The organism is Streptomyces sp. NPDC004126, from assembly GCF_050275515.1.
GTDB lineage: Bacteria > Actinomycetota > Actinomycetes > Streptomycetales > Streptomycetaceae > Streptomyces.
In genome coordinates, this window is the sequence record NZ_JBNNPF010000007.1 from 142,258 (window position 1) to 168,695 (window position 26,438).

At 74.4% G+C, this 26,438-nt stretch carries 16 protein-coding genes; 3 read left to right on the plus strand and 13 right to left on the minus strand.

Annotation, left to right across the window (positions count from 1 at the left end):
* Positions 1-11: 11 nt before the first annotated feature.
* The 13 genes from ACQKM2_RS09415 to sbnA all read right to left on the minus strand — a co-directional run bounded on the left by ACQKM2_RS09415 (position 12) and on the right by sbnA (position 22,604).
* Positions 12-1,376, minus strand: coding sequence for an MFS transporter (locus ACQKM2_RS09415; protein WP_427708020.1), 1,365 nt, complete (start codon positions 1,374-1,376; stop codon positions 12-14).
* Positions 1,373-2,386: an ornithine carbamoyltransferase gene (locus tag ACQKM2_RS09420; protein ID WP_427708022.1), complete on the minus strand. Its 1,014-nt coding sequence runs from the start codon at positions 2,384-2,386 to the stop codon at positions 1,373-1,375. The genes ACQKM2_RS09415 and ACQKM2_RS09420 overlap by 4 nt, the downstream gene beginning before the upstream one ends.
* Positions 2,387-2,390: 4 nt before the next feature.
* A complete protein-coding gene (locus ACQKM2_RS09425) occupies positions 2,391-8,924 on the minus strand; it encodes an amino acid adenylation domain-containing protein (RefSeq protein ID WP_427708024.1) in 6,534 nt (2,177 codons plus the stop codon).
* On the minus strand, positions 8,921-14,170 hold the full coding sequence (locus ACQKM2_RS09430) for an amino acid adenylation domain-containing protein (RefSeq protein WP_427708026.1): 5,250 nt from the start codon (positions 14,168-14,170) through the stop codon (positions 8,921-8,923). Before ACQKM2_RS09430 ends, ACQKM2_RS09425 begins: the two co-directional genes overlap by 4 nt.
* Positions 14,171-14,272: 102 nt before the next feature.
* On the minus strand, positions 14,273-14,515 hold the full coding sequence (locus ACQKM2_RS09435) for an MbtH family protein (RefSeq protein ID WP_427708028.1): 243 nt from the start codon (positions 14,513-14,515) through the stop codon (positions 14,273-14,275).
* Positions 14,516-14,659: 144 nt separating this feature from the next.
* Entirely contained in the window at positions 14,660-15,832 is a 1,173-nt protein-coding gene (locus ACQKM2_RS09440) for an FAD-dependent monooxygenase (RefSeq protein WP_427708030.1), read from the minus strand.
* Positions 15,829-17,286, minus strand: coding sequence for a condensation domain-containing protein (locus ACQKM2_RS09445; protein WP_427708032.1), 1,458 nt, complete (start codon positions 17,284-17,286; stop codon positions 15,829-15,831). The genes ACQKM2_RS09440 and ACQKM2_RS09445 overlap by 4 nt, the downstream gene beginning before the upstream one ends.
* Entirely contained in the window at positions 17,283-17,999 is a 717-nt protein-coding gene (locus ACQKM2_RS09450) for a 2-hydroxychromene-2-carboxylate isomerase (protein ID WP_427708033.1), read from the minus strand. The genes ACQKM2_RS09445 and ACQKM2_RS09450 overlap by 4 nt, the downstream gene beginning before the upstream one ends.
* 46 nt (positions 18,000-18,045) lie before the next feature.
* Positions 18,046-18,789, minus strand: coding sequence for a 3-oxoacyl-[acyl-carrier-protein] reductase (gene fabG / locus ACQKM2_RS09455; RefSeq protein WP_427708035.1), 744 nt, complete (start codon positions 18,787-18,789; stop codon positions 18,046-18,048).
* Between the two features lie 92 nt (positions 18,790-18,881).
* Positions 18,882-19,976, minus strand: a complete 1,095-nt coding sequence (locus tag ACQKM2_RS09460; RefSeq protein WP_427708037.1) for a beta-ketoacyl synthase N-terminal-like domain-containing protein — start codon at positions 19,974-19,976, stop codon at positions 18,882-18,884.
* Entirely contained in the window at positions 19,973-21,241 is a 1,269-nt protein-coding gene (locus tag ACQKM2_RS09465) for a beta-ketoacyl-[acyl-carrier-protein] synthase family protein (RefSeq protein WP_427708039.1), read from the minus strand. Before ACQKM2_RS09465 ends, ACQKM2_RS09460 begins: the two co-directional genes overlap by 4 nt.
* A complete protein-coding gene (locus tag ACQKM2_RS09470; RefSeq protein WP_007267082.1) occupies positions 21,238-21,501 on the minus strand; it encodes an acyl carrier protein in 264 nt (87 codons plus the stop codon). Before ACQKM2_RS09470 ends, ACQKM2_RS09465 begins: the two co-directional genes overlap by 4 nt.
* 68 nt (positions 21,502-21,569) lie before the next feature.
* Positions 21,570-22,604 (minus strand): 2,3-diaminopropionate biosynthesis protein SbnA, encoded by a 1,035-nt coding sequence (gene sbnA, locus ACQKM2_RS09475; protein WP_427708041.1) that lies wholly within the window; start codon positions 22,602-22,604, stop codon positions 21,570-21,572.
* Positions 22,605-22,780: 176 nt separating this feature from the next.
* Here sbnA and ACQKM2_RS09480 point away from each other — a divergent pair, with 176 nt between their 5' ends.
* The 3 genes from ACQKM2_RS09480 to ACQKM2_RS09490 all read left to right on the plus strand — a co-directional run bounded on the left by ACQKM2_RS09480 (position 22,781) and on the right by ACQKM2_RS09490 (position 26,438).
* Positions 22,781-24,379, plus strand: coding sequence for a tryptophan halogenase family protein (locus ACQKM2_RS09480; RefSeq protein ID WP_427708043.1), 1,599 nt, complete (start codon positions 22,781-22,783; stop codon positions 24,377-24,379).
* Between the two features lie 102 nt (positions 24,380-24,481).
* Positions 24,482-25,138: a flavin reductase family protein gene (locus ACQKM2_RS09485; RefSeq protein ID WP_427708045.1), complete on the plus strand. Its 657-nt coding sequence runs from the start codon at positions 24,482-24,484 to the stop codon at positions 25,136-25,138.
* On the plus strand, positions 25,125-26,438 hold the full coding sequence (locus tag ACQKM2_RS09490; RefSeq protein WP_427708047.1) for a cation:proton antiporter: 1,314 nt from the start codon (positions 25,125-25,127) through the stop codon (positions 26,436-26,438). The genes ACQKM2_RS09485 and ACQKM2_RS09490 overlap by 14 nt, the downstream gene beginning before the upstream one ends.

Below are 26,438 nucleotides of genomic sequence, written 5' to 3' on the forward strand. Positions count from 1 at the left end.
ACGGGGGGCGGCTACGCCTCCAGGGGGTTGCGGCGCAGGGCGGGCGAGAGCAGCGCGGCGAGCGTGGTGAGGCCCATGGCGGCGCCGAGGCCGAGGACGGTGCGGGTGGGCCCGTACGCCTCCAGGGCGAAGCCCGCGGCGACGGGTCCGGCGGCCATGGCCCCGCCGCCGACCAGCATGGCGAGGGAGTTGGCCCTCCCCCGCATCCGGTCGGGGGCGACGCGGACCATGAAGACCCCGCCGGCGACGTTGAAGACGCCGCCGACGTAGCCGCTGGCCGCGAAGAGGGCGCCGAGCGCGAAGGGGTCGCGCAGGAAGGCGACGGGCACCATGAGCGCCGTCCAGACGGCCAGTCCGCCGAGGACCAGGGTGCGCAGCGAGAACCGGGTGGCCCACCAGCCGCCGCTGATGGCGCCGACGAGCCCGCCGGCCCCGCTCAGCGAGAGGACGAGGCCGATCTCGAACTGTGAGCCGCCGTTCTCCTGGATCCCCGTCATCACCGCGAGGTTGAGGCCCTGGAAGAGCAGGTTGGAGACGGCCACGGCGGCCATGACGGCGCGCAGGAAGTGCTGGCGCCACATCCAGACGAGGCCCTCCTTGACGTCCGCGAGGAGGTCGGGGCGCGGGCCGGTGCGTTCGGTCTGGAGCTTGCCCCGTACCCCGAACAGCAGGGCGACGGAGGCGAGCTGGCCGACGAGCGCCGCCACGTAGGGGAAGGAGGCCCCGAGGGCGACCAGGCCGCTGCCGAGCGGCTGGCCGGCGATGGCCGCGCCGCGGGTGCGCGCCTCGTTGCCGGTGAGGGCGGCGGGGAGCTGTTCGGCGGGGACGACCGCGGGGACGGCGGCCCGCTCGGCGAGCTGGTGCAGGACGCCGAGGGTGCCCTCCACGAAGGCCGCGGCGAGCAGGGCCCAGAGCCAGACGTGGCCGCTGAGCAGCAGCGCCGCGACCGCCCCGGCGACCAGCGCCTGTCCGAGGCCGGCGCCGAGCATGATCCGGCGCCGGTCCCAGCGGTCGACGAGGGCACCGCCGGGGAGCTGGACGAGGAGCTGCGGGAGGAGCAGGGCGGTGCCGACCAGGCCGGCGTCGCCGGGCGAGCCGGTGAGCCACAGCACGGTGAGCGGGTAGGCCACGGCGGTGGCCCGCCCGGCGAGCAGCGACAGCCCGGCACCGCCCCAGAGCAGCGAGAAGTCCCGGTTCCGCCGCAGCGGTACCGCCTCGCCTCCGGCGGGGTCCCCGGCCCCGGCGGGGGCTTCCGTGACGGCCCCGGCGGGGGCGGCCTCCTCCGGGGTCCCGGTGTCGGATACGTCCCCGGCGTCCTCGTTCAGGTGCCACTGGAGGACCGCCGGGTCGGTCGCCGTCTTCGGCGGCGGGGTCACCGTACGGCCAGGGCGGGGCGGAGCCCGGCCAGGTCGTCGGCGGTGTCCGGGGCCGGGCCGGAGTGGGTGTACTCCAGGACGGCCATGGCGCTGTGCATCTTGTTCGCGGCCTGGGCGAAGGCGATGCTCATCGGCCCGTCCAGCACCTCCGCGGTGACCTCCTCGCCCCGGTGGGCGGGCAGGTCGTGCATGAAGGCGGCGCGCGGGCTGCCCTCCCACAGGCCGGCGGTGACCTGGAACGGGGCGAAGATCTCCCGCCAGTTCGCGTCCGGCTTCTCGGTGCCCGTGGTCTGCCAGCGCGTCGTGTAGACGACGTCGAAGCCCTCGGGCAGCAGGTCCATGTCGTGCCGCTCCACGAGCACCGCGCCGGTCCGCTCGGCCTGGGCCAGGGCCCGCCGGGTGATGGACGGCAGCAGCCCGTAGCCGGGCGGGGTGCGCAGTTCGAAGTGGACGCCCGGGAAGCGGGTGAGGGCCAGGGCGAGGGCGGCGGCGGTGTTGTTGCCCTCGCCGACGTAGAGGATGCGCAGCCCCTCGATCCGGCCGAAGTGGCGCAGCAGGGTGGTGAGGTCGGTGAGGGCCTGGGTGGGGTGCTCCTCGGCGCTCATGGCGTTGACGACGGCCATCCGGTCCTGGGCGGCCCAGCCGCGCAGTTCGGCCTCGGGTCCGGCGGTGCGGGCGACGAGGACGTCGAGCATGCCGGACAGGACGCGGCCGGTGTCCTCGACGGACTCCCCGGTGTTGAGCTGGAGGTCGCCGGGGCCGTAGGCGACGGTCTTCGCGCCGACGCGCAGGGCGCCGGAGGAGAAGGCGGTGCGGGTGCGGGTGGAGGTCTTGGCGAAGTAGATGCCGGCGACGAGGCCGTCGAGGGCGTCGGAGCCGGTGGCGGTGCCCGCCGAGAACTGGGCTCCGCGGGCCACGATCCGGCGCAGGTCCAGGTCGGTGAGGTCGTCGATGGAGATCAGGTGGCGGGCGGGGCGGCGGCCCTGCCGGTCGGTGGTGTGGCGGTCCATCGGATCAGCCCTTCCGGGGGTGGTCTGCGCCGTCCTGGCGGGCGGCGGCGGCTTCGAGCGCGGTGGCCGTCCGGGAGATGGTGTGGTTGCGGAGCGCGGTGGCCAGGTCGAGGGCCAGCCCGTGCCGGCGGGCGGTGACGAGCAGCGGGGCCACCAGCAGGGAGTCCCCGCCGAGGTCGCGGAAGTCGTCGTGGACGCCGACCTGTTCGAGGCCGAGGACCTCGCACCAGACCTCGGCGAGCACCTTCTCCAGGTCGGTGCGGGGGGCGGTGTACGGCAGAGGGGTCGCGGTGGCCTGGCGGGAGGCCAGGGCGCCCTTGTCGCGCTTGCCGTTCGCGGTCAGCGGGAGCTGCGCGACGACGGTGACGGTGGCCGGGATGACGGCGGCGGGCAGGACGGTGCGCAGCCGGTCGCGCAGGGCGGCCACCTCGACGGGCGCCCCGTCGGCGGGGACCACCCAGGCGGCGAGCCGCTTGCCGCCGTCGGCGGCGTCCACGGGGGTGACGAGCGCCTCGCGGACGGCCGGGTCGGCGGTCAGCGCGGCTTCGGCCTCGCCGGGTTCGACGCGGTGGCCGCGGATCTTGACCTGCTCGTCGGCGCGGCCGGTGAACTCCAGGATCCCGCCGGGCAGGAGGCGGGCGAGGTCGCCGGTGCGGTAGATGCGGGTGCCGGGGAGCCCGTACGGGTCCGGCAGGAACGATTCGGCGGTGAGTGCGGGCTGTCCGGCGTAGCCCCGGGCCAGTCCTTCGCCGCCGAGCCAGACCTCGCCGGCGATGCCGTCGGGGACGGGCCGCAGCCGCTCGTCGAGGATCCGCAGCAGCACCCCGGGCAGGTTGGAGCCCAGCGGGACCAGCGTGCGGCCGGTGTTGGGGCGGACGTACCCGAAGGTGGCGGCGACGGTGGCCTCGGTGGGCCCGTACTCGGCGCCGAGCAGCATCCGCCCGCCGGCCGCGGCGATCCGGGCGGAGACCCGCTCGGCTTGTGCGGTCGGGTAGGCGTCGCCGGCACAGACGGTGATCCCGGCGAGACCGCCGAGCTCGGAGTCGGTGAGCTGCGCCTCCAGCAGCTGGAGGTGGCCGGGGGTGAGCCCGACGAAGGAGTACGGGGCTCCGGCCAGCAGCAGCGGACCGAACTCGCCCGGCTGCCAGTCCTGCGGCAGCAGGTGCACCGGCTGCCCGGTGAGCAGCGGCGCGTACAGGGCGGGCATGCCCAGGTCGAAGCCGACCGAGGTGAACCAGGGGGCGCCGCCGGTGCCGGCCTCGGCGTAGGCCCGTACGGCCCAGTCGAGGTAGTGGGCGAGGGCGCGGTGGGTGACCTCGACGCCCTTGGGGGTGCCGGTGGAGCCGGAGGTGTGCAGGACGTACGCCAGCCGGTCCGGGTCGAGGTCCAGGCCGAGCGGGCCGCCGTCGCCCTCGTGGGAGACGTCCTCGGCGGCGAGCACCCGCCCCTCGGGCAGGATCCCGGCGAAGCGTCCGGCGTACGAGGCCTGCGTGAGGGCCAGTTCGAAGCCGAGCCCGGCGATCCGGGCGTCCGGGGTGCACGGGTCGACCGGGAGCTGCGCCGCGCCGGCCTTCCACACGCCGAGCAGCGCGGCCACCAGTTCGGGCCCGCGGTCCAGCAGGACGGCGACCCGGGTCTCGGGGCCGGCGCCGAGGGCGCGCAGCCTGCGGGCGATGCGGTTGGCCCGCTCGTCGAGCTCGGCGTACGAGGTGCCGGAGGTGCCGGCGCCGGTGAGGGCGGTGGCCCAGGGGGTGCGGGCGGCCCGTGCCTCGAAGCCGGTGAGGACGTCCACCGGGGTGTCGGGGTGCGGCAGCGGCGGCGCGGCGAGGCGGGCCTTCTCGTAGGCGGTGGGGAAGGCGCCGGTGGCGTCCCCGTCGGCCCCGGTGCGGGCCATGTCGGCGAGCACGGCCTTGTAGAGCCCGGCGAGGCGCTCGGCGTTGGCCTTGGCGAGGGTCCTCGTACGGGAGGCGATCGACATGTGGCCGCGCACCGGGGTGCCGACGACGAGCGGGAACTCGTTGGGGCTGTCGTCGCGGCTGGCCATGATGTCGATGAGCTCCACGTCGACCTGGTGGAAGTCCAGGTAGTGGAAGAGCACGTCGATCAGGTGGCTCTCGCCGCCGGGCACGCGCATGGCGGGCATCGGGTAGCGGCGGTGCGGCCACAGCGAGACCTCGCGGGCGAACACCTCCTGGGCCAGCTCGCCCCAGGTCGCGGAGCCCGTGCGGTAGGGGAAGGGCACGGAGTTGAGGTACATGCCGGAGACCCGCTCGGCGCCGGCCTCCTCGGGGCGGGCGTCGGCGACCATGCCGCCGCGGAAGGCCCCGGCCCGGGTCAGCGTCGACAGGACCTTGCTGTGCGCGGCGTGCAGGACGCTCTTGTACGGGACCTGCGCGGCGGAGGCGAGGGCGCGCAGGCCCGGCTCGACCTCGGCGAGTTCGATGTCGATGCGGTAGCGCTCGTCGATGCCGTGCGGGTCGCCGCCCCAGCCGGTGGGGATGGTGAACTTCTCGTGGGAGTCGACGAGTCCGCGCCAGTAGTCGCGGTCCTCGGTGCTGGCCAGGGAGCGCAGCTCGCCGGCGATGAAGTCGGCGTAGCGCACGGCCGGGACGGGCGGGGCCGGTTCGGGTTCGCCGCCGGTGCGGATCGCGTTGTAGGCGCGGAGCAGCTCCATCAGCTGGGAGTGGTAGCTCCAGCCCTCGATGACGGGGTGGCACTCGGTGATGGACAGCCACCAGCTCTCGTCGTCGACGAGGTGGACGGCCATCCGCATGAGGGGGGCGGCGGTGAGGTCGAACAGCTCCTCGCGGTCGCGGTCGGCGAAGGACCACAGCGTGGACTCGCGGTCCTCGCGGGGCAGGTGGCGCAGGTCCTCGAAGACGCACGGCATGGAGACGGTGCCGACGGCGTGGACGAGCTGGAGGGGCTCGCTGTAGCCGGCCATGGCGAAGGAGGTCCGCATCACCTCGTGGCGTTCGACGATCAGGTCGGCGGCGCGCTGGAAGACCTCGGGGTCGAAGGGCAGGGCGTCGCGGATCCGGAAGGAGGTGATGTTGTGGTAGCGGTTCTCGCCGCTGCGGCCGTGCATCTCGACGAGCATTCCGGCCTGGATCCGGGAGACCGGGTAGGCGTCGGTGACGTCGGCGGGCAGGGTGAGCCGGTCCTCCTCGGAGATCAGGGCGAAGGGGGAGACGGGGCCGTCGGCGCGTTCGGCGGAGCCGTCGCCGGCCTGGTCGGCGAGGGCGGCGCGGAGCTTGGCGACGGTGCGGTGTTCGAAGACGTCGCGGACGCTGGTCTCCCAGCCCGCCTCGCGCAGGGCGCCGACGAGGGAGACGGCGCGGATGGAGTCGCCGCCGAGGTCGAAGTAGTTGTCGTGGACGCCGACCTTCTCCAGGCCGAGGACCTGGGCCCAGACGGCGGCGATGGAGGCCTCGGCGGCGTCGCGGGCCTCGACGTGCTCGCCGACGGCGGTGGCCTCGCGGCCGGGGGCGGGCAGGGCGCGCCGGTCGAGCTTGCCGTTGGCGGTCAGCGGGAGGGCGTCCAGGCGCAGGTAGGCGGAGGGGATCATGTAGGCGGGCAGGGCCTCGGCCAGCGCGTCCTTGAGGGCGGCGGGGGCGAGGGCGGTCTCGTCGGCGCCGGGGGCGGGGACGAGGTAGGCGACGAGCTGCTTGTCGCCGGGGGTGTCCTCGCGGACGAGGGCGACGGCCTCCTCGACGGCGGGCAGCGCGGTGAGGGCGGTCTCGATCTCGCCGAGTTCGATGCGGTAGCCGCGGAGCTTGACCTGGTGGTCGATGCGGGCGACGAAGTCGAGGCTGCCGTCCGGCAGGACCCGGGCGAGGTCGCCGGTGCGGTAGATGCGGGCGCCGGGGGCGCCGTACGGGTCGGGCAGGAAGCGTTCGGCGGTCAGGTCGGGGCGGCCGGCGTAGCCGCGGGCCAGGCCGGTGCCGCCGATCCACACCTCGCCGGGGACGCCCAGCGGCAGCGGCCGCAACTGCTCGTCGAGGACGTACATGGTGGTGTTCGGGACGGCCCGGCCGATGGAGACGAGCTCGGTGGTGACGGGGCCGTGGGGGGCGCCGTCGGCGGCGAGGAAGTGCGCCGAGTTGCCGACGGTGATCTCGGTGGGGCCGTACTCGGCGGCGAGGCGGGTTCCGTCCGGGCCCGCGGCGGCGGCCCAGCGCTCGGCGAGGCGGTGGGTGAAGGAGTCGCCGGCGGCGATGACCAGTCCGGCCAGGTCGCGGACCTGGGCGGCGTCGAGCTGCTGGGAGAGCAGGTCGAGGTGGCCCGGGGTGAGCTTGATGAAGGCGTACGGTCCCCCGTCCGCGAGCAGCGCGCCCAGGTCGGCGGTGTCGAAGTCCTGGGGCAGCAGGTGGACGCTCTGCCCGGTCATCAGGGGGGCGTACAGGTCGGGGACGCCGAGGTCGAAGGCGACGGAGGAGAACAGGGGCGCGCCGCCGGTGCCGGCCGAGGCGTAGGCGCCGGCGGTCCAGTTGAGGTAGTTGGCCAGGCCCCGGTGGCCGATGAGGACGCCCTTGGGCTTCCCGGTGGAGCCGGAGGTGTAGATGACGTAGGCGAGCTGGTCGAGGTCGTACGCGGCGGGCAGTTCGGCGTCGGCGGTGGCGAGGGCGGTCCGCTCGGCCGGGTCGTCGACGACGACCAGGTCCGGTCCCTCGAAGCGGTCCGCGTGCCGGGACTGGGTGACGACGAGGCGGGTGGCGGTGTCGCCGAGCATGTAGGCGATGCGCTCGTCCGGGTAGCCCGGGTCGATCGGCACGTACGCGGCGGCGGCCCGCCAGATGCCCAGCAGGGCGGCGACCAGGTCGGGGCCGCGGTCCAGGAGCACGCCGACGGTGTCGTCGGGGCGTACGCCGAGCTGGACCAGGCGGCGGGCGAACCGGTCGGCGCGGGCGTCGAGTTCGGCGTAGGTGAGCTCGCCGGAGGCGTGCCGGACGGCGACCGCGCCGGGGGTGGCGGCCATCCGCTCGGCGATGGTCTCGAAGACGGGCCGCAGGGCGGCGGCCTCCACGGGGGCGCCGACGGGCTCGGCGGGGCCGTCGAGGAGCAGGGCGCGCTCGGCGCCGCCGATGAACTCCAGGGTGGACAGGGGGGCGCCGGGGCGTTCGGCGACGGCGCCGAGCAGGGCGGCGTAGTGGCCGGTGATGCGCTCGGCGGTGGCGGCCTCGAACAGGTCGGTGGCGTACTCCAGGGCGCCGTGCAGGGAGCCGTCGGGGCGTTCGGCGAGGTGCATGGTGAGGTCGAAGCGGGCGATCCGGCCGCTGGCGGCGACCGGGCCGACCGTGAGGCCGGGCAGGTCGGGGCTGTCGGAGCCCTGCCCGGAGGCCAGGTCGAACATCACCTGGAAGAGGGGGGTGGTGGACAGGTCGCGTTCGGGCTCCAGCTCGTCGGCGATCCGGTCGAAGGGGGTGTCCTGGTGGTCGAAGGCGTCCAGGACCGCGGTGCGGTTGCCGGCGAGCAGCTCGCGGAAGGCCGGGTCGCCCTCCCAGCGGCCGCGCAGCACGAGGCTGTTGTAGGCGTAGCCGGCCATCTGCTGGAGTTCGGGGCGGGTGCGGCCGGAGACGGCGGTGCCGACGCTGACGTCCCGCTTGCCGGTGTAGCGGCCCAGCAGTGCCTGGTAGGCGCTGAGCAGGACCATGAAGAGGGTGGCGCCCTCCTGTTCGGCGACGGTGCGCAGCCGGGCGGCGGTGGCGGCGGGCACGTCGAACTCGGCGACGGCGCCGGCCCATCCGCGCACGGACGGCCGGGGCCGGTCGGTGGGCAGGCCGAGCGGTTCGGTGCCGGCGAGCCGGCCGCGCCACCAGTCGAGTGCGGCCTCGGCGGCGGGGCCGCTCTGGCGGGCGTTCATCCAGGCCGCGTAGTCGGCGTACTGGACGGGCGGTTCGGGCAGTACGCCGTCGAGCGGGCCGGTGGTGGTCCCCGCGGCCCGGTAGCAGGCGGCCAGGTCGGCGAGGAGCAGCGGCCGGGTCAGCGCGTCGCAGGCGATGTGGTGCATGACCACGACCAGGACGTGGTCGTCGGCGGCCAGGCGCAGCAGCCGCACCCGCAGCGGGGCCTGGGTGGCCAGGTCGAACACCTCGGTGGCGCGGGCCCGGGCGAAGGCGGCCGCGGCGGCGTCCCGGTCGGCGTCGGCGACGCCGCTGACCTCGGTGACGGCGTAGTCGACCGGGCCGGCCGGGTCGACGCACTGGCGGGGCTCGGCGCCGTCGAGGAGGTAGCGGGTGCGCAGGATCTCGTGGCGGGCGGCCAGTGCGTCGAAGGAGCGGCGCAGGGCGTTCTCGTCGAGGGGGCCGCGCAGCCGGTGGGCGAGCGGCAGCAGGTACTCGGGGCTGTCCGGGTCGAGCTGGTGCAGGAACCACAGCTGGCGCTGGCCGGCGGAGAGCGCCAGCGGCGCCCCCCGGTCGGCGCGCGGGATCCCGGTACGGGCCGGGCCGCCCGCGGCGCGGCCCGCGCGGCCGGCGAGCCGTCTGCGCAGCAGCTCCGCGCGCAGCTCGTCCTGCGTGGGTGCGGTGGGTGCGGTCACGGCTGGTACTCCCTGTGGGCGATGGCGAGTTCGGCGTGGTCGAGGGTCTCGATCTCGAGGCGGACGGCCTCTTCGACGGCTGCGGCGAGACCGGCGACGGTGGGGTGCTCGAAGACGGCGCGCAGCGGCATCTCGACGTCGAACTCCTCGTGGAGGCGGGCGATGACGCGGGCGGCGAGGACGGAGTTCCCGCCGATCCGGAAGAAGCCCTGGCGGGCGCCGATCCGGCGGGTGGTGCCGTCCTCCCCGGCGAGGACCTCGGCCCAGATCTCGGCGACGATCTCCTCGACCGGGCCTTCGGGCGCGGTGTACGGCTCGTCGGAGAGGGCGGCGGCGAGGTCGGGGGCGGGCAGGGCCGCCGTGTCGACCTTGTTGTGCCGGGTGAGCGGGATCTCGGGTACGGGCACCAGCAGCGCGGGGACCATGTAGTCCGGCAGGCTGCGGGCGCAGTGGTCGAGGAGTTCTGAGTCGCCGGGCGGGTTGGAGCCGCTGGGCACCCAGTAGCCGACGAGCGCGGCGGTGGAGCCGGTGCCGTGCACGACGACCGCGCACTGCGAGACGCCGGGGTGCTCGGCGAGGACGCCCTGCACCTCCCCGGTCTCCACGCGGCGGCCGCGGATCTTGGCCTGGCCGTCGGCGCGGCCGGCGAACTCGATGGTGCCGTCGGCGGACATCCGGGCCCGGTCGCCGGTGCGGTAGAGGCGGGCGCCGGGGGCTCCGTACGGGTCGGGGACGAAGGACGCGGCGGTCAGGTCGGGGCGGCCGTGGTAGCCGCGGGCCAGGCCGGTGCCGCCGACGCAGAGTTCGCCGGTGGTGCCGTACGGGACGGGCTCCAGGTACTCGTCCAGGACGCGGGCGGTGACGTGCGGGTAGGCGCGGCCGACGGGTACGGCGGTGGCGGTGTCGTGGGCGTCCCAGCGGGTGGCGGCGATGGTGGTCTCGGTGAGCCCGTACTCGTTGACGAACCGCAGCAGGCGGCGGGACAGGTCCCGGGCCAGGGCGGGCGGGCAGGGCTCGCCGCCGGTCTGGCCGACGAGGGGGCGCCGGCCGAGGCCTGCGTCGATGAGCATCTGCCAGTGCGGCGGGGCGACCTGGAGGTGGCTGACGCCGTGCTCCTCGATGAGCCGGAGCTGCGCGGCGTGGTCGTTCAGGTCCCGCTCCCGGGCCAGGACCACCCGGCCGCCGGCGACGAGCGGCATGAGCAGCTCGGTGCAGGAGATGTCGAAGGTGGGCTGGGCCAGGGCGAGCCAGGCGTCGTCGGGGCCCTGGCCGAAGTCGAGGTGGGCCTGCGAGGCGCGGAGCATGGCCAGCAGGGTGCGGTGCTCGACGGCGACGCCCTTGGGGCGGCCGGTGGAGCCGGAGGTGTACATGATGTACGCGAGCCGCGCCGGGTCGGCCGGTGCCTCCGGCGGTGTGCCGGGCCAGGACAGCGGCCCCTCGGTGTGCTGCCCGGCCGCGCCTTCGGTGCGGGTCCACGAGGCCAGGCCGTCCGCGGCGAGCGCGGGGTCGCTGGCCGAGGCCAGGGCGGCGGCCCCGGCGGCGGAGGCGAACTCGGCGCTGGGCGCCCAGGCGGCGATCCCGACGCCGGGGCGGGCGGCGGGGTCCGCGGGGGCGGAGCCCAGCGAAGCCAGACGCTCGTCGGTGTCCACCGCCAGCCAGGGGCCCTCGTGGTGGCCGCGCAGCCGGGTGGCGCCGGCCAGGTCGGAGACCAGCAGGGTGGCGCCGGCGTCCCGCAGGACGTAGCCGAGGCGGTCGTCGGGGGCCGCCGGGTCGAGCGGTACGTAGGCGGCGCCGGCCTTCCAGGTGCCGAGGTAGGCGGCGATCAGGTCGGGGGTGCGGCCCAGCATGACGGCGACGGTGGTCTCGGGGCCCGCGCCCAGTTCCCGCAGCCGCTGCCCGAAGGCCTCGGCGCGGCGTTCCAGCCGGGCGTAGCTCCAGCTCTCGCCGCCGCAGACGACGGCGGTCTCGTCCGGGGTGCGGCGGGCGACGGCCGCGATCGCGGTGTGCACGGCGTCCTCGGCGGCCCGGCCGGTGCCGGGTTCGGGGGCGCCGGGGCCCAGCGCCAGGAGCTCCGTGCGCAGGGCGGCCGGGAGCAGGTCGGCGCGGCCGAGGCGGACCCCGGGGTCGGCGGTGACGGACTCCAGGAGCCGGACCCAGCCGGCGGCGAACCGTTCGACGGTGGCCGCGTCGAAGAGGGAGGTGGCGTACTCGACCATGCCGAGCAGGGAGCCGTCGGCCTGCCGCTGTACGACGAAGGTGAGGTCGGTGCGGGCGGAGCGCCAGGCACCGCGGAAGGCGTCGACGTCGTCCGCGGCCGCGGCGGTGCCGGTGCGGCCCTCCTCGTGCAGGTCGAACATGACCTGGTAGAGGGGGGTGCGGGCGGGGTCCCGGGACTCGTCCAGCTCGGCGACGAGCCGGTCGAAGGGCAGGTCCTGGTGGGCGAAGGCGGCCCGGGCGGTGTCGCGGACCCGGACGAGCGCCTCGGCGAAGGTGGCGTCGGCGGGGGCGTCGCAGCGCATCACCAGGGTGTTGAGGAAGAAGCCGACGACGTCGGCGACCTCGGGCCGCTCGCGCCCGGCGACGGGCACGCCGACGGGTACGTCCCACTGGCCGGTGAGCCGGGCCACGAGCGTCCCGAACACGGTCAGCAGGGTCTGCTGGAGGGTGGCGCCGTGGCCGCGCCCGAGGGCGGCGGCGCGTTCGGCCAGGTCGGCGGGGACGGTGAACACGTGGGCGGCGCCGAGTCCGTCGCGGACGGCGGGCCGGGACCGGTCGGCGGGCAGGTCGACGGGGAGGATGCCCTCCAGGGCCTGCTTCCAGTACGAGAGCTCCGTGCCGGCGGCGGCTCCGGCCAGCCGGCGCCGCTGGTGGGCGGCGTGGTCGGCGTACTGCACGGGCAGGGCGGGCAGTTCGGCGGTGGTGCCGTGGTGGTGGGCGGCGGCGAGGGCGAGCAGGTCGCGTTCGAGGACGACGGAGGACCAGCCGTCGCAGGCGATGTGGTGGACGGACAGCACGAGGTGCAGGGAGTCCGCGCCGCGCACGGTGAGGGCGCGCCAGACGGGGCCGTCCTCCAGGTCGAAGGGGCGGCTGAACTCGTCCTCGATCAGGGCGCCCCGGGCGGCAGCCGTGTCCGCGCGGGTGGTGCGCAGCTCGACGCGGGCGTCGGCGTCGGCGATCTGGACGGGCTCGGTGCCGCGCAGGACGTAGCGGGTGCGCAGGATCTCGTGGCGTTCGGCGAGGCCGGTCAGGGCGGCGGCGACGGTGGCGTCGGCGTATGCGTGCGGCAGGGTGATGAAGACGGGCGCGTTCCACTCGGCGCTGCCGGGGCGCATCCGGTCCATCAGCCACAGGCCCTGCTGGCCGGGCGACAGGGGCAGGCCCGCCGCGGGGCGTTCCACGGGCCGGACGGTGTCGTCGGCGTCGGCTCCGGCGGCGGCCAGGGCGGGGGCGTCGGCGAGCAGGGCGGCCTGCGCCCGCACGGTGGTGGCGGTGAACAGGGCGCGCAGCGGGACCCGGGTGCCGGAGGCGGCCGTGAGGGCCTCGGCGAGCCGGCTGAGGAGCAGGGAGGCGCCGCCGAGCTGGAAGAAGTCGTTGGTGGCGCCGATCTCCTCGGCGGGGATGCCGAGGAGGGCGGACCACTGCTCGGCGACGACCCGTTCGGCGGGGGTGCGCACGGGGACGTGCGGGCCCTCGGCGGCGGAGGCGGCCGCGGCGGCCGGCTCGGGCAGGGCGGAGCGGTCGATCTTGCCGTTGGCGGTGAGCGGGAACTCGGCGACGGGCACGTAGAGGGACGGGATCAGCGGGTCGGGCAGGGCGCGGCGCAGGAAGGTGCGCAGTTCCTCGGGGCGCAGCAGCTCGCCGCGGGACTGGACCCAGGCGACGAGGCGGTGTCCGCCGGATCCGTCGGGGACGGCGGCGGCGACGGCGGCGCGGACCCAGGGGTGGGCGGCGAGGGCGGCCTCGACCTCGCCGGTCTCTATGCGGACGCCGTTGACCTTGACCTGGTGGTCGAGGCGGCCGAGGTACTCCAGGGTGCCGTCGGCGAGCCAGCGGACGCGGTCGCCGGTGCGGTAGAGCCGCTCGCCGGGGGCGCCGTACGGGTCGGGCACGAAGCGTTCGGCGGTCTGGTCGGGGCGGCCCTGGTAGCCGAGGGCGAGGCCGACGCCGCCGGCGTGCAGTTCGCCGGGGACGCCGACGGGGACGGGCCGGCCGGCCGGGTCGAGGACGAGGGCCCGCATGTGGGCGATGGGGCGGCCGATGGGGACGGCGCCGGTCTGCTGGGCGGGGTCCCAGCGGTGTTCGGTGACGTCGACGGAGGCCTCGGTGGGGCCGTAGGTGTTCCAGATCTCGGCGCGCGGGGCCAGTTCGGCGATCGCCCGGCAGAGTTCGGCGTGCAGCGGCTCGCCCGCGCTGAAGACCAGCCGCAGGGCGCCGGCGGCCTCCCAGCCCGCCTGTTCGACCAGGCGCCGGTAGACGGAGGGCACGCCCTGCAGGACGGTGACCCCGTGCTCGGCGACGGCGCGCAGCAGGGCTGCCGGGTCGCGTTCGGCGTCCTCGGGGGCGACGGCGACCGCTCCCCCGCTGATCAGCGGGGAGAAGACCTCCAGGCCGGCGGCGTCGAAGCCGATGGTGGTCTTCAGCAGGAAGCGGTCGGCGGCGCCCAGCTTGTGGCGGTGGGCCAGCCAGCGGACCCGGTTGGCGATGCCTCCGTGCGGGACGAGGACGCCCTTGGGGCGGCCGGTGGAGCCGGAGGTGTGCAGGACGTACGCGGGCCGGGCGGCGTCGGGGGCCAGTGGGAAGGCGGCGGCCTCCTCGTCCGGTACGGTCCGCGGCGCGTCGGCGACGTCGAGGACGGTGGTGCCGGCGGGCAGCCGGGCGGCGGTGCCGTGCGCGGCGAGCACGACGGCCGCGCCGGCGTCCTCCAGCACCAGGGCGAGGCGGGCCTCGGGGTAGTCGGGGTCGAGGGGGACGTAGCCGGCGCCGGCGAACCAGACGCCGAGCAGTGCGGCGACCAGTTCGGGGCCGCGGGGCAGGCAGACGCCGACGAAGTCGCCGGGGGCCACGCCCCGGGCGCGCAGGGCCGCGGCGTAGCGGACGGCGAGCCCGTCCAGGGCAGCGTAGCCGAGGGCGGATCCGTCGGCGCCGAGGACGGCGGGGGCCTCGGGGGTGCGGGCGGCCTGGGCCCTGAACAGGGCGGGCAGCAGCAGACGGCCGGGGGCGGATCCCGACTGCGTACGGTCGTTCACGTTCTCTCCTTCATCGGGATCGGGTGGCGTCGGCCGTGCCCGAGGCCTTGGCGGTCCGGGACGGGCCCGGGGGTGCGGGACGGGCCCGGCGGTGCGGGTGGGTCAGGCCGCGGGGGCGGCGGACATGCGCCGGCGCAGGCTGGCGGGGCGCAGGTCGGTCCACACCTCGGTGATCCGGGCGAGGCATTCCTCGCGGGTGCCCTCGGTGCCCTCGGCGGTCCAGCCGGCGGGGAGTTCGCGCTCGGACCACCAGACCGAGTACTGCTCCTCGTCGTTGAGGACGACGCGGTAGCGGGTCTCGGCCTGTCCGTCGCCGGACCGGTTGCCGTTCTGCTGTTCGCTCATCGCTGTTCCCTTCGCGTGATCAGGTGTGGCCATCCTTGAAGAGGGCGCTATCGATGCCCTATCGAGCGCATATACGGGCCGGAACGCGGGACGGGCCCCCGGCGCCGGATGGCGTCGGGGGCCCGTGGGAGGGGGTGGTGCGGTTCAGGCGGCAGCGCTGGTCACCGGGGTGCGCAGGGCGGCTTCCACGTCGTGGTCGAGGATCCAGCTCACGTCGGCGGCCGCGCCCCTGACGTCGCCGCCGGGACCGCCCCGGGGCTTGCCGCCCTCGCGGGAGCCGAGCTGTACCCGGGTGGTGTGGGGGCGGCGGAGCGCCTCGTAGCGTTCGAGGGCGGCGGCGGTGCCGGGGGCGCCGGCGTCTGCTTCGGCGAGGCAGACGGCGAGGGCGACGGCGTCCTCGACGGCCTGGTTGGCGCCCTGTCCGTGGTGCGGGAGCATCGGGTGGGCGGCGTCGCCGAGCAGGGTGGTGCGGGCGGTGCTCCAGCGTTCCAGCGGGGCCCGGTCGTACAGGGCCCAGCGGCGCACCTCGCCCGCCGCGCCCACCAGTTCGCGGACCTGCGGTGCCCAGCCGGCGAGTACGGAGTCCAGGTCGGCCCGGTCGCCCGCGCTGGTCCAGGACTCGGCGTCGCCCTCGGGGGCCGGGGCGACCACCACGTAGGTGAACTCCCGCCCGCCGGAGACCGGGTAGCACAGCACCCGCGCGCCGGGGCCCGCGAACATGTACATGCGGGCCGGGTCGAGGCCGGGTACGTCGGCCGCGGCGACCAGTCCGCGCAGGGCGCTGTTCCCGGAGTACACGGGGGCGTCGTCGCCGGCGAGGGAGCGGCGCACCGCCGAGTGCACCCCGTCGGCGCCGACCAGGACGTCGGCCCGGCCGGTGGTGCCGTCGGCGAACTCCAGCAGGACCCCGTCGGGGCGCTCCTCGTACCGCACCAGCTCCTTGCCGGTGCGCACCCGCTCCGCCGGGACCAGGCCGGCCAGCATGCGGTGCAGGTCGCCGCGGTGGACGGTGAGGTAGGGGGCGCGGAACTGCCGCTCCCAGGCCTCGCCCATCTCCTGCACGGCCACCGGGGCGCCGTTGTGGAAGGCGCGGACCTCCAGGGCCTCGGGGCGGACGGCCAGTTCGGCGAGGCGCGGGCCGAGGCCCAGGCGTTCCAGCAGTCTGGTGCCGTTGGGTCCCAGGTGCATGCCGACGCCCTGCTCGCGCAGGGCCTCGCCGCGCTCGTACACGGTGGCGTCCAGGCCCCGGGCGTACAGGGCCGCGGCGGCGGTCAGGCCGCCGAGTCCCGCACCGATGACGGCGACGCGGGGGCTCACCGCTGCTCCCGGGCGTTCTCGAAGGACTCGAACTCGTCGAAGCCGTCGAAGCCGTCGAAGCCGTCGAGGTCGGTGCCCGCGGCGGTGCCCAGGGCCAGCAGGGCCTCCAGTTCGCTCGCGCCGGCGAGTTCCACGTCGGCGACCGGGGTGTCCGGGTCCTGGACGGCGGCGGCGAGCATCCGCTCGTAGCCGTCGGCGAACCGCGTGACGGTCTCGCGGTCCAGTACGTCGGTGTCGTACGAGAAGACGGCCGTGACCCCCTCCGGGGTCTGTTCGATGCGCAGCAGCAGGTCCAGCTGGCCCTCCTGCTGGGGGACGTCGATCAGGGCGATGTCGAGCCCCGCGTACGGGACGGACGGGCCCTCGCCCGCGCCCGGCGGGACGTTGGGCACCGGCGGCTCCATGCGGTCCATCTGGACGAGGAACAGCGCGGTGCGGAAGACGGTGGCGCGGGGGAAGGCCAGCGCGCAGGGGTAGCGGACGTTGACCATGCCGCGCATGACGCGCTCGCCGGCCTGGGCGGCGGCGCTGCGGAAGGTGGAGCGGGCGTCGAAGTCGGCGCGGACCGGCATGGTGTTGAGGAAGCAGCCGATCACGTCGCGCTGGGCGCGGCCCATCCGGCTGGTGGCGGGGACGCCGAGGACGAAGGCGTCCTGGCCGGTCCAGCGGTGGGTGAGGGCCTGGAAGACGGAGAGGAGGTACGCGAAGGGCGTCACCCCGGCGGCGGAGGCCGCCGCGGGCAGGCCGTCGGCGGTGTCCTTCGCGAGCTGCCGTACGACGGTTCCGCCGCGGTAGGAGCGCAGGGCGGGCCGGGGCCGGTCCAGGGGCAGTTCGGCGGCGGCGGCGCCGGCCACCGACTCGTGCCACAGTGCGGCGGCCCGCTGTCCCGCCTCGGAGGCGGTGTAGCGCAGCTCCTCGGCCGCGTGGTCGGCGTAGGAGCCGGGGATGGGGCGCCAGGCGGGTTCGGTGCCGGCGGCGATGCCCGCGTAGGCGTCGAGGACGTCGCGGACCAGGAGCCAGCGGGAGGTGAAGTCGCTGACGATGTGGTGGGCGGAGGTGACCAGGGCCCAGTCGGTGTCGGAGCGGCGCAGCAGCACCACCCGGAAGGCTCCGGACTCCAGGCGGAAGGGGCGGGCCCCGGCCTCCTCGGCGGCGCGGTGCAGTTCGGCCTCGCCGGCGCCTTCGAGGTCGTGGAACTCCAGGCGGACCAGGGGCTGTTCGCTGACGGTGCGGCGCACTCCGGCGGCGCTCTCGGTGAAGACCGAGCGCAGCAGGTCCTGGCGGGCGCCGACGGCGGTGACGGCGGCGTCCATGGCGACGGGGTCGACGCGGCCGCGCAGCCGCAGCGGCATGACGATGTTGTAGGCGGAGGCCTCGGGCGAGACCCGGTAGGCCGTCCACATGGACTGCTGGATCGCGGTGAGCGGCAGCGCCTCCACGGTGGTGGTGCTCATCCGCAGCCTCCGGCGTGGCTCATGTCGGTGGTGCGGCCGGCTCCGACGACGGCGAGTTCCTTCTCCTCGGGCCGGGCGGCCGGGGCGGGGGCCTCGTCCGCGAAGGAGGCGGCGAACTCCTCGACCCGGTCCAGGCCCCAGTAGGGCTCGCTGCCGTTGATGAAGTACGGGACTCCGAAGACCCCGTCGCGGTGCACGTCCTTCAGGGCGGCGGCCCCGCGGGCGCGCAGGGCGGCGTCGTCGGGGGCGGCGGCCACGGCGGCGGCGTCCAGGCCGATCTCCGCGGCCAGTTCGACGACGGTGGCGGGGTCGCAGATGTCGCGGCCCTCCAGCCAGCGGGCCCGTCCGGCGCGTGCCACCCACTCGCGGCCGAGGCCGGCGTCGGCGGCGAGGAACCAGGTCAGGTGGGCCGGCTCCCACCAGGGGGTGCGGTCGGCCGGCCAGGTCAGGGGCAGGTCCCGGTCGGCGGCGAGGCGGCGTACGTCGCGCAGGATGTAGAACTGCTTGGCGCGGCTCATCGGCGTGTACGGGAACTGCCCGCCGGCCTCTTCGAGGAGCCGGCCGGTGGTCTCGTCGGGCTCCCAGAAGGGGCGCCATTCGAGTCGGTCGAGCAGTCCGGGGTGCCGGCGCTCGATGTCGTGCAGGGCGAAGAAGTTGTAGGGGCTGCGCAGGTTGAAGTAGAACCGGGGCGGTTTGGCGGCACGGCCGGCCATGTCGAAACTCCTCTGTGAATCAGGCTGGTCCCGGTGGTCGGGCGGGTCAGACGACCAGACCGCCGTCGATGTGGAAGACCTGTCCGGTGATGTAGGAGGCGCGGTCGGAGGCGAGGAAGGACACCAGTTCGGCGACCTCGTGCGCCTCTCCGAAGCGGCGCAGCGGGATGCGGTCCACCATCTCCTTGGCGTGCTTCTCGGACAGGCCGCCGACCATGTCGGTGGCGATGAAGCCGGGGGCCACGGCGTTGGCGCGCAGGCCGCTGCGGCCGGACTCCTTGGCGAGGGCCTTGGTGAAGCCGATGATCCCGGCCTTGGTGGCGGAGTAGTTGCTCTGGGTGGCGTTGCCGGCGGCGGCGACCGAGGAGAGGGTGATGATGGTGCCGCGGCGGCGCTTCATCATCGGGAAGGCCACTGCCTTCGCGAAGTTGAAGGTGCCGTCGAGGTTGGTGCGGACGACCGCGTCCCAGTCCTCGTCCTTCATCATGGCGAGGTGTCCGTCGCGGACGATGCCGGCGGCGGTGACCAGCACCTCGACCGGGCCGAGCTCCGCCTCGGCCTCCGCGGTGAAGGCCCGGACCTGTTCGCGGTCCGTGACGTCCACCCGGCGGGCCAGCACCCGCGCCCCCAGCGCCTCCGCGGACTTCGCGGCGAGCCGGGCGGCCTCCTCGTTGGCCTGGTAGCAGAAGGCCACGTCGTGGCCGTCCCGCGCCAGGATCTCCACCACGGCCCGGCCGATGCCGCGGGAGCCGCCGGTGACGAGGGCTACCGGCCTCGGTGTCTCGGACATGGATTGGTGCCTCTCTCTCGGGACGCGGGTGCGCGTGTACGGGGCGGGGTGCCGGGGGGGCGCGTCGGCGTGCGCCCCCCGGACGGTCCGGTTCAGCCGAGCCGGAGCAGGGTGGCCCCGACGGTGCCGTCCCGGTCGATGGCGGTGACCAGGGCGAGCCGGTCGACCAGGGCGGGCCGGGCGCCGGCGTGGGCGAGGACGGCGGCCAGCTGGAAGGCGGCCGAGGCGGCGGTGGCGTCGCCGACGAGGGGGCGTACGGCGATCCGCTCGCCCGCGACGCCGTCCAGCGCGGATTCCTCCTGCTTGCCGAGCAGTCCGGCCGGGGTGCCGGGGGCGACCAGGGCGACGTCCTGGGGGGCGGCGCCCGCGTCGGCGAGGACCTCCTCGACGCAGCGGGCCAGCGCGGAGCCGGCCCGGCCGCTCTCGGGGAAGGCCCGGAAGCGGGAGCCGAGCACGGTGGCGAGGACCTGGCGGCCCCCGTCGCGGGCGGCGTCCCCGCTCTCCAGCAGGAACAGCGCGGCGCCCTCGCCGAGCGGGTCGGCCTCGGCGCCGCCGTGGTCGGCGACCCGCTCCAGGCGGGCCCGCTGGACGGAGTACTCCTCGGCGGCGCCGGCCAGCAGGGCGTTGGCGTGGCCGCCGCGCAGCAGCCGGGAGGCGTAGTTCAGGGCGAGCAGGCCGGTGGCCGAACCGCCGGAGACGGTGACGTTGGGGCCCTTGAGGGTGTGCCGGATGGCGCTCTGGCCGGTCGGGCAGTTCATCACGGTGTTCGGGAACCGGGCCGGGTCGACGAGGTAGGGCTTCTCCCCCGTCAGGGCGTCCTTGGTGAAGTCCATGATGGACTGGACGCTGCCGGAGGTGCCGAGCACCAGCCCGGTCTTCTCCGGGTCGGCGGCCAGGCCCCGGCCGAAGTCCTCCAGGAGCTCGCCGACGGTGACGACGGCGATGCCGGTGGCCCGGTCCATGGAGCGGGTGCCCTTGCGGCCGAGCACCTCCTTGATGTCGAAGCCGGGGATCAGGCCCGCCTCCTCGTAGGGGACGGGCCACTTCCCGGTGTCGACGGGGGCGGTGGCCGCCGTCCGCGCGAGGAGTCCCTCGGCGAAGGCCCGGCGGCCGAGCCCGTACGGGGAGCTGACCGCCCAGCCCGAGATGACGAGCTGCCGCTCGCGGGGTTCCGCTGCCGTGCTCATGCGACGGCGCTCCTCTCGTCTTCCCAGTGGCCGAGGACCAGCACGGCGTTGTTGCCGCCGAAGGCGAGTCCGTTGTTCTGCACGACCTTGAGGTCGGCTTCGACGGCCTCGTTCGGTACGCAGTCCACTCCGCACTCGGGGTCGGTGGTGCGGTGGTTGATCGTCGGCGGGATGAACCCCTCGCGCAGGGCGAGGGCGCAGGCCGCGGAGGCCAGGGCGCTGGCGGCGCCCATGGTGTGGCCGATCATCGACTTGATGGAGACGGTGCGGGGCAGGTCCTCGCCGAACACCTGGCGGATCGCGCCGACCTCGGTGACGTCGTTGGCCTTGGTGCCCGTACCGTGCGCGGAGATGAAGTCCACGTCGGCGGGGGTGATGCCGGCGTTGGCGTGCGCGGCGGTGATGCAGCGGGCGATCGAGTCCCGGTCGGGGGCGACCGGGTGGCTGGCGTCGCAGGACAGCCCGTAGCCGAGGACCTCGGCGTAGATCCGGGCGCCGCGGGCCAGGGCGGATTCCAGTGACTCCATCAGCAGGATGCCGGCGCCCTCGCCGGTGAGGATGCCCTGCCGGTCGGCGTCGAAGGGCCGGCACACGTCGGGGGCGATGGTGCCGAGCCGGTAGAAGCCGGTGAACGTCTTGCGGCACAGGGCGTCGGCGCCGCCGCACAGGGCCATCTCCACGTCGCCGGAGCTGATGGCGTCGTAGCCGTAGCCGACGGCGTAGTTTCCGGCGGCGCAGGCGGTCGGGACGGTGACCGTCTCGACGTCCTCCAGGCCCAGTTCGCGGACGATGCCGGCGGAGAGCCGGCCCGGCCAGACGCGCCGGGCGACCACCGGGTCGAGGGTGTCCTCGCCCTGGGCGACCTGGAGCCCGGTGAGGTGGTCCAGGTCGCGGGACTCGCCGTCGGTGGTGCCGACCGAGACCAGGGAGCGCCTGGCCCGGACGTCCGCCTCGGTGAGTCCGCCGTCGGCCACCGCCATGCGGGCCCCGGCGACCGCGAACTGGGCGGCCCGGCCGAGCTCGTCGGCCGGCAGCTCGCGCAGCCAGGCCTCGGGCTCGAAGTCGGTGATCTCGCAGGCGTTGGAATGGGCGAAGCCGGTGGTGTCGAACGCGCTGATGGGCTTGGCCCCGCTGCGTCCGCCCCGCAGGCCCTCGGCGAAGGCGTCGACGCCCGTGCCGATGCTCGTCACGACACCGAGACCCGTGATCACCACCCGGTGCCGGGCGGCGGGTCGCCGCCCCGTCGCGGCCGTCTCGGAGGTCACTTGCCCTCGGCCTCCGCGATCACGGCGTACACGCCGACCAGGTTGACCATGCGGCTGAGCTCGGCCTGCTCCAGCGTGATGCCGAAGACGCGCTCCAGCGAGGCGAGGATCTCGATGGTGCGCAGGGAGTCGGCGTCGTGCTCCTCCTTGAAGAGGCTGGTCTCGGTCACCTCGTCGAGGTCGAGCTCCAGGATGTCGCAGACGATCTCCTTGATCTGCTCCTTGCGCTCGGCGTCGAGGGTGGCGATCTGGGTGGTCATCCGAATTCCTCCGTTGGGTGGGGATCGTGCGGGGGGGGGAGCGTTGGGTTCGATGGTGGGAGCGGCTGCTATCCGTGGCCTATATCCACGAGGTGGGGCGTGACGGCCGGCTGCGGGTCCTTCCACAGGTGGGAGACCTCGCCGAACTGGCGGCGCACCCAGGCGTCGTCGTAGATCGTCTCCAGGTAGCGGTCGCCGCCGTCGGGCAGGACGAGCACCACGTTGGAGCCCGGGATGATGTCCGGGGCGATCCGTTCCAGGGCGGCGACCACGGCCCCCGAGGAGCCGCCGGCGAGCACCGCTTCCTGGCGCACCAGGCGGCGGCAGCCCACGACGCAGTCGAGGTCGCCGACGTGGATGACCCGGTCCGCGTCCGAGGGGCGCAGCAGCCGGGGCACGACCGAGGCGCCGTGTCCCGGGATCAGCCGGGTGACGCGCTCGGGCGGGGCGAACAGCACGCTGCCGATGGCGTCGACCGCGTTGACGGTGGTGTTCATGCCGTTCCGGCGGATGTACTCGGCGCAGCCGCCCAGGGTTCCGCTGGTGCCCGCGGCCACGACGAGCTGGTCGACGCGGCCGTCGAGGGCCTCGGCGATCTCGCGCATCGTGTTCTGGTGGGCGATCGGGTTGAGCGGGTTGGAGTACTGGTCGGGCCAGTAGGCGTCGGGGGTGTCGGCGACGAGGTCGGCGACCCGTCGCAGCCGGGCGGGCAGCAGCTCGCCGGTGACCGGGTCGGGATCGACGACGATCTCGACCTCGGCCCCGTAGGCCCGCAGGATCGCCACGTTCTGCCGGGTCGTGCGGGCGTCGACGACGCAGATGAAGCGCAGGCCGAAATAGCCGCAGATCTGGGCGAGCCCGATCGCGAGATTGCCCGAACTCGACTCGATCACCGTGGATTTGCCCGGGACGAGTTCCCCGGACCTGATGCGCGTCAGCACCATGGAGAGTGCCGAGCGGTCTTTGATACTTCCTCCGGGATTGAACCGCTCCACCTTCGCGAACACCCGCGAGCCTAGGCCCGGCAGCAAACGCTCCAGTTCGATGAGCGGCGTTCCTCCCACAGTAGAGAGGATTCCCTTCGTCCCTTCGTCGTACGGCATCTGATGCAGCCATCCTCTGCTGGGAGTTGCGGGGTGCGGATACAACGGGACCGAGATTCGGCCAATCCGCTATATCGACGCCATACGGCTGGTTATAGGTGGCGCATAGTCGACGGTCCGAATCTCTTCCCATCGCACAACGGAACTCCCCAGCAGACGGAAGAGAGAGTCCCCACATGACCGGCACCGACTCGCGCATTCAGAAAGTCGTCATCCTGGGCGGCGGTACCGCCGGCTGGATGACCGCCGCATATCTCGGGAAGGCCCTGCAGGGCACCGTGGACATCACGGTCCTGGAGGCGCCGGCGATTCCGCGGATCGGTGTCGGCGAGGCCACCGTCCCGAACCTCCACAAGGTCCTCTTCGATTACCTCGGCATCGCCGAGGAGGAGTGGATGCGGGAGTGCAACGCCAGCTTCAAGATGGCGGTGCGGTTCGTGAACTGGAGAACCGGCGGCCAGGGGCAGCCGGACGCGCGGGAGCTGGAGAACGGCGGCCCGGACCACTTCTACCACCCGTTCGGCATCCTGCCCGACAGCGACAACGTCCCGATGTCGCACTACTGGGCCAAGCGGAAGCTGGAGGGCCGGACGGAGGAGCCGTTCGACTACGCGTGCTTCCGCGAGCCCCCGGTGATGGACGCGAAGAAGTCCCCGAAGTGGATCGACGGCACCCCGTCCACCCGCTACGCCTGGCACTTCGACGCCGCCCTGGTCGCCGACTTCCTGCGCCGCTTCGCCACCGAGAAGCAGGGCGTCAACCACGTCCAGGACGAGATGACGCACGCCGAGAAGGACGAGCGCGGGTTCATCAAGGCCCTGCACACCAAGGCCGGCCGGGTGCTGGACGCCGACCTGTTCGTGGACTGCTCCGGCTTCCGCGGCCTGCTCATCAACCAGGCCCTGGAAGAGCCGTTCATCGACATGAGCGACCACCTGCTGTGCGACAGCGCCGTCGCCACCGCCGTCCCGCACGACGACGAGGCGAACGGCATCGAGCCGTACACCTCCGCCATCGCGATGTCCTCCGGCTGGACCTGGAAGATCCCGATGCTGGGCCGCTTCGGCTCCGGCTACGTCTACTCCAGCAGGTTCACGACGAAGGAGGAGGCGACCAAGGAATTCAGCGCCCTCTGGGGCCTGGACCCGGAGACGACGAAGTTCAACCACGTGAAGTTCCGGGTCGGCCGCAACCGCCGCGCCTGGGTGAACAACGTGGTCAGCATCGGCCTCTCCTCCGCGTTCCTGGAGCCGCTGGAATCGACCGGGATCTACTTCATCACGGCGGCCATCTACCAGCTCGCGAAGCACTTCCCGGACCGCACCTTCAACCCGGAGCTGGCGAACAGCTTCAACCACGAGATCGAGGTGATGTTCGACGACACCCGCGACTTCATCCAGGCGCACTTCTACTACGCGCCGCGCAACGACACCCCGTTCTGGCGGGCCAACAAGGAGCTGACCCTCCCGAAGAACATCCAGGAGAAGATCTCCGCCTACAAGGCCGGCCTGGCCATCAATTCGCCGATCGCGGACGAGTCCACGTACTACGGCAACTTCGAGGCGGAATTCCGCAACTTCTGGACCAACGGCAGCTACTACTGCGTCTTCGCCGGCCTCGGCCTGGAACCGGACGCCCCGCTGCCGATCCTCGCCCACAAGCCCGAATCGGTGGCCGGCGCCGAGGCCCTGTTCGGCAAGGTCAAGCAGGAGCAGAACCACCTCCTCGACACCCTCCCCAGCACGTACGAATACCTCCGCAAGCTGCACGGCTAGTACGCAGTCGCTTCCTTCCGGTGCGCAGGCCCGGAGCCGGCCCCTCCCTCCGGCTTCCGGGCCCCCGCCGCACCCCTTCGGATCCCAGGAGAGTCCCCACCCATGACAGCCACCTCGCAGCCGTCCCCCTCCGCTCCCTCCTCCCCCTCCTCCCGCGCCGGCCTCGCCGAAGGCGCGGCCGAAGCCGACATCAGGCCCCTGATGTCGGCCTTCCCCTCGGGCGTCTCGGTGATCACCACGATCGGTACGGACTCCGAGCCGCGCGGCATGACGTGCAGCTCGCTCGCCAGCGTCGCCCTCTCCCCGCCCACCGTGGTGCTGTGCCTGCGCACCGCGAGCCCGACCGTCCAGGCCGTCCTGGAGACCGGGCACGTGGCGGTCAACCTGCTCCACGAGAACGCCCGCCCCGTCTCCGACCTGTTCGCCTCGGGCGCCTCCGACCGCTTCGAGCGCGTCGAGTGGCGGCTGCCGCTGGGCGCCGGCGGCCCGCACCTGGCGGAGGCCTCGCACGCGGTGGCCGACGGGGAGGTCACCCAGGCCGTCGAGTTCGGCGACCACACCGCCGTGTTCGTCCGGATCACCCGGGTCTCGCTGCGCGAGGACGAGGCGCCCCTGCTGTACGGCAAGCGCCGCTACGCCCGCTGGACCGACGCCACGGCCGTCCCCGGCCCACCCGCGGCGGCCCCTCCCCTGCCGGCGATACCCGCACCGGTCGCCGTCCCCTCGGACCGGGAAGGAGCGGCCCGTGTCCGCCCGTGACCCGCTGCCCGACCTGCTGATCGCCATCCCGGCCGTGATCATCGCGTGCAAGGCCGGCGCCATGCTCTTCCGCCGGCTCGGTCAGCCGCCGGTGGTCGGGGAGATCGCCGTCGGCATCCTGCTCGGCCCCTCGCTGCTCGGCTGGCTGTGGCCCGATGCCCAGACATGGCTGTTCCCCGGGACGGTCCTGCCGTTCACCGGGGCGTTCGGAAACATCGGTCTGCTGGCGTTCATGTTCCTGGTGGGCCTGGAACTCAACCTCTCGGCGCTGCGCGGGCACAGTCGCACGGCCATCGGCGTCAGCCAGGCGAGCATCGCGCTCCCGCTGGTGCTCGGCTCGGGCCTGGCCCTGCTGATGTACGACACGATGGCCCCGAAGGGCGTCACCAAGCTCGCGTTCGTGCTGTTCATCGCCGTGTCCATGAGCATCACGGCCTTCCCGGTGCTCGCCCGGATCCTGACCGACCGGGGGCTCTACAACACCCGGATCGGCGCGCTGGCCATGGCCTGCGCGGCGGTGGACGACGTGACCGCCTGGTGCCTGCTGGCCGCCGTGGTCGCCGTCAGCACCAGCAGCTCCCCCGTCGAGGCGGCGACGACCGCGGCGCTCGCGGCCCTGTTCCTGGCGTTCATGATCTACGCGATCCGGCCGCTGCTCGCCAAGTGGGCCGTACGGGCCGCCCGCACGGTGGACTCCGTCGTCCTGGTGGTGCTCTTCAGCGGTCTGTGCCTGTCCGCCTTCACCACCGACAAGATCGGCGTGCACGCCCTGTTCGGGGCCTTCGTCTTCGGGGTGATCACCCCGCGCGGCTCCCGGGTGATCGAGCTGTGCGCGGCCCGGCTGCGGGCCTTCACCATTCCCATCCTGCTGCCCCTGTTCTTCGTCAACACCGGCCTGAAGACCGACGTGGGGCTGATCGCCGCCGATCCGATGATGTGGCTGTGGGCCGCGGCCGTCATGGTCGTCGCCTTCGTCGGCAAGTGGGGCGGCAGCACCGCGGCCGCCCGGGCCACCGGCCAGTCCTGGCGGGACGCCATGTCGATCGGGGCGCTGATGAACTGCCGCGGCCTGACCGAGCTGGTCGTGCTCAACCTGGGGCTGGAGCTGGGGGTGATCGGGCCCCAGCTGTTCACGATGCTGGTCCTGATGGCCCTGCTGACCACCGCGGTCACCTCGCCGGCCCTGTCCTGGATCCGCAAGGGCGTGCCCCCGGGCGCGGAGGCCGACGACGTGGCCGAGGGGCCGCTGGTCCACGAGCCGGTACGGCTGCCGGCGAAGGCGGCCGCCCTGTCCCCCTGA

What these genes read in the sequence shown, in the direction of transcription:
- ACQKM2_RS09420 (WP_427708022.1), bottom strand. Translation starts at nt 2,386, where the DNA reads ATGGACCGCCACACCACCGACCGGCAGGGCCGCCGCCCCGCCCGCCAC.
- ACQKM2_RS09435 (WP_427708028.1), bottom strand. Translation starts at nt 14,515, where the DNA reads ATGAGCGAACAGCAGAACGGCAACCGGTCCGGCGACGGACAGGCCGAG.
- ACQKM2_RS09445 (WP_427708032.1), bottom strand. Translation starts at nt 17,286, where the DNA reads ATGAGCACCACCACCGTGGAGGCGCTGCCGCTCACCGCGATCCAGCAG.
- ACQKM2_RS09450 (WP_427708033.1), bottom strand. Translation starts at nt 17,999, where the DNA reads ATGGCCGGCCGTGCCGCCAAACCGCCCCGGTTCTACTTCAACCTGCGC.
- fabG (WP_427708035.1), bottom strand. Translation starts at nt 18,789, where the DNA reads ATGTCCGAGACACCGAGGCCGGTAGCCCTCGTCACCGGCGGCTCCCGC.
- ACQKM2_RS09460 (WP_427708037.1), bottom strand. Translation starts at nt 19,976, where the DNA reads ATGAGCACGGCAGCGGAACCCCGCGAGCGGCAGCTCGTCATCTCGGGC.
- ACQKM2_RS09470 (WP_007267082.1), bottom strand. Translation starts at nt 21,501, where the DNA reads ATGACCACCCAGATCGCCACCCTCGACGCCGAGCGCAAGGAGCAGATC.
- sbnA (WP_427708041.1), bottom strand. Translation starts at nt 22,604, where the DNA reads ATGCCGTACGACGAAGGGACGAAGGGAATCCTCTCTACTGTGGGAGGA.
- ACQKM2_RS09480 (WP_427708043.1), top strand. Translation starts at nt 22,781, where the DNA reads ATGACCGGCACCGACTCGCGCATTCAGAAAGTCGTCATCCTGGGCGGC.
- ACQKM2_RS09485 (WP_427708045.1), top strand. Translation starts at nt 24,482, where the DNA reads ATGACAGCCACCTCGCAGCCGTCCCCCTCCGCTCCCTCCTCCCCCTCC.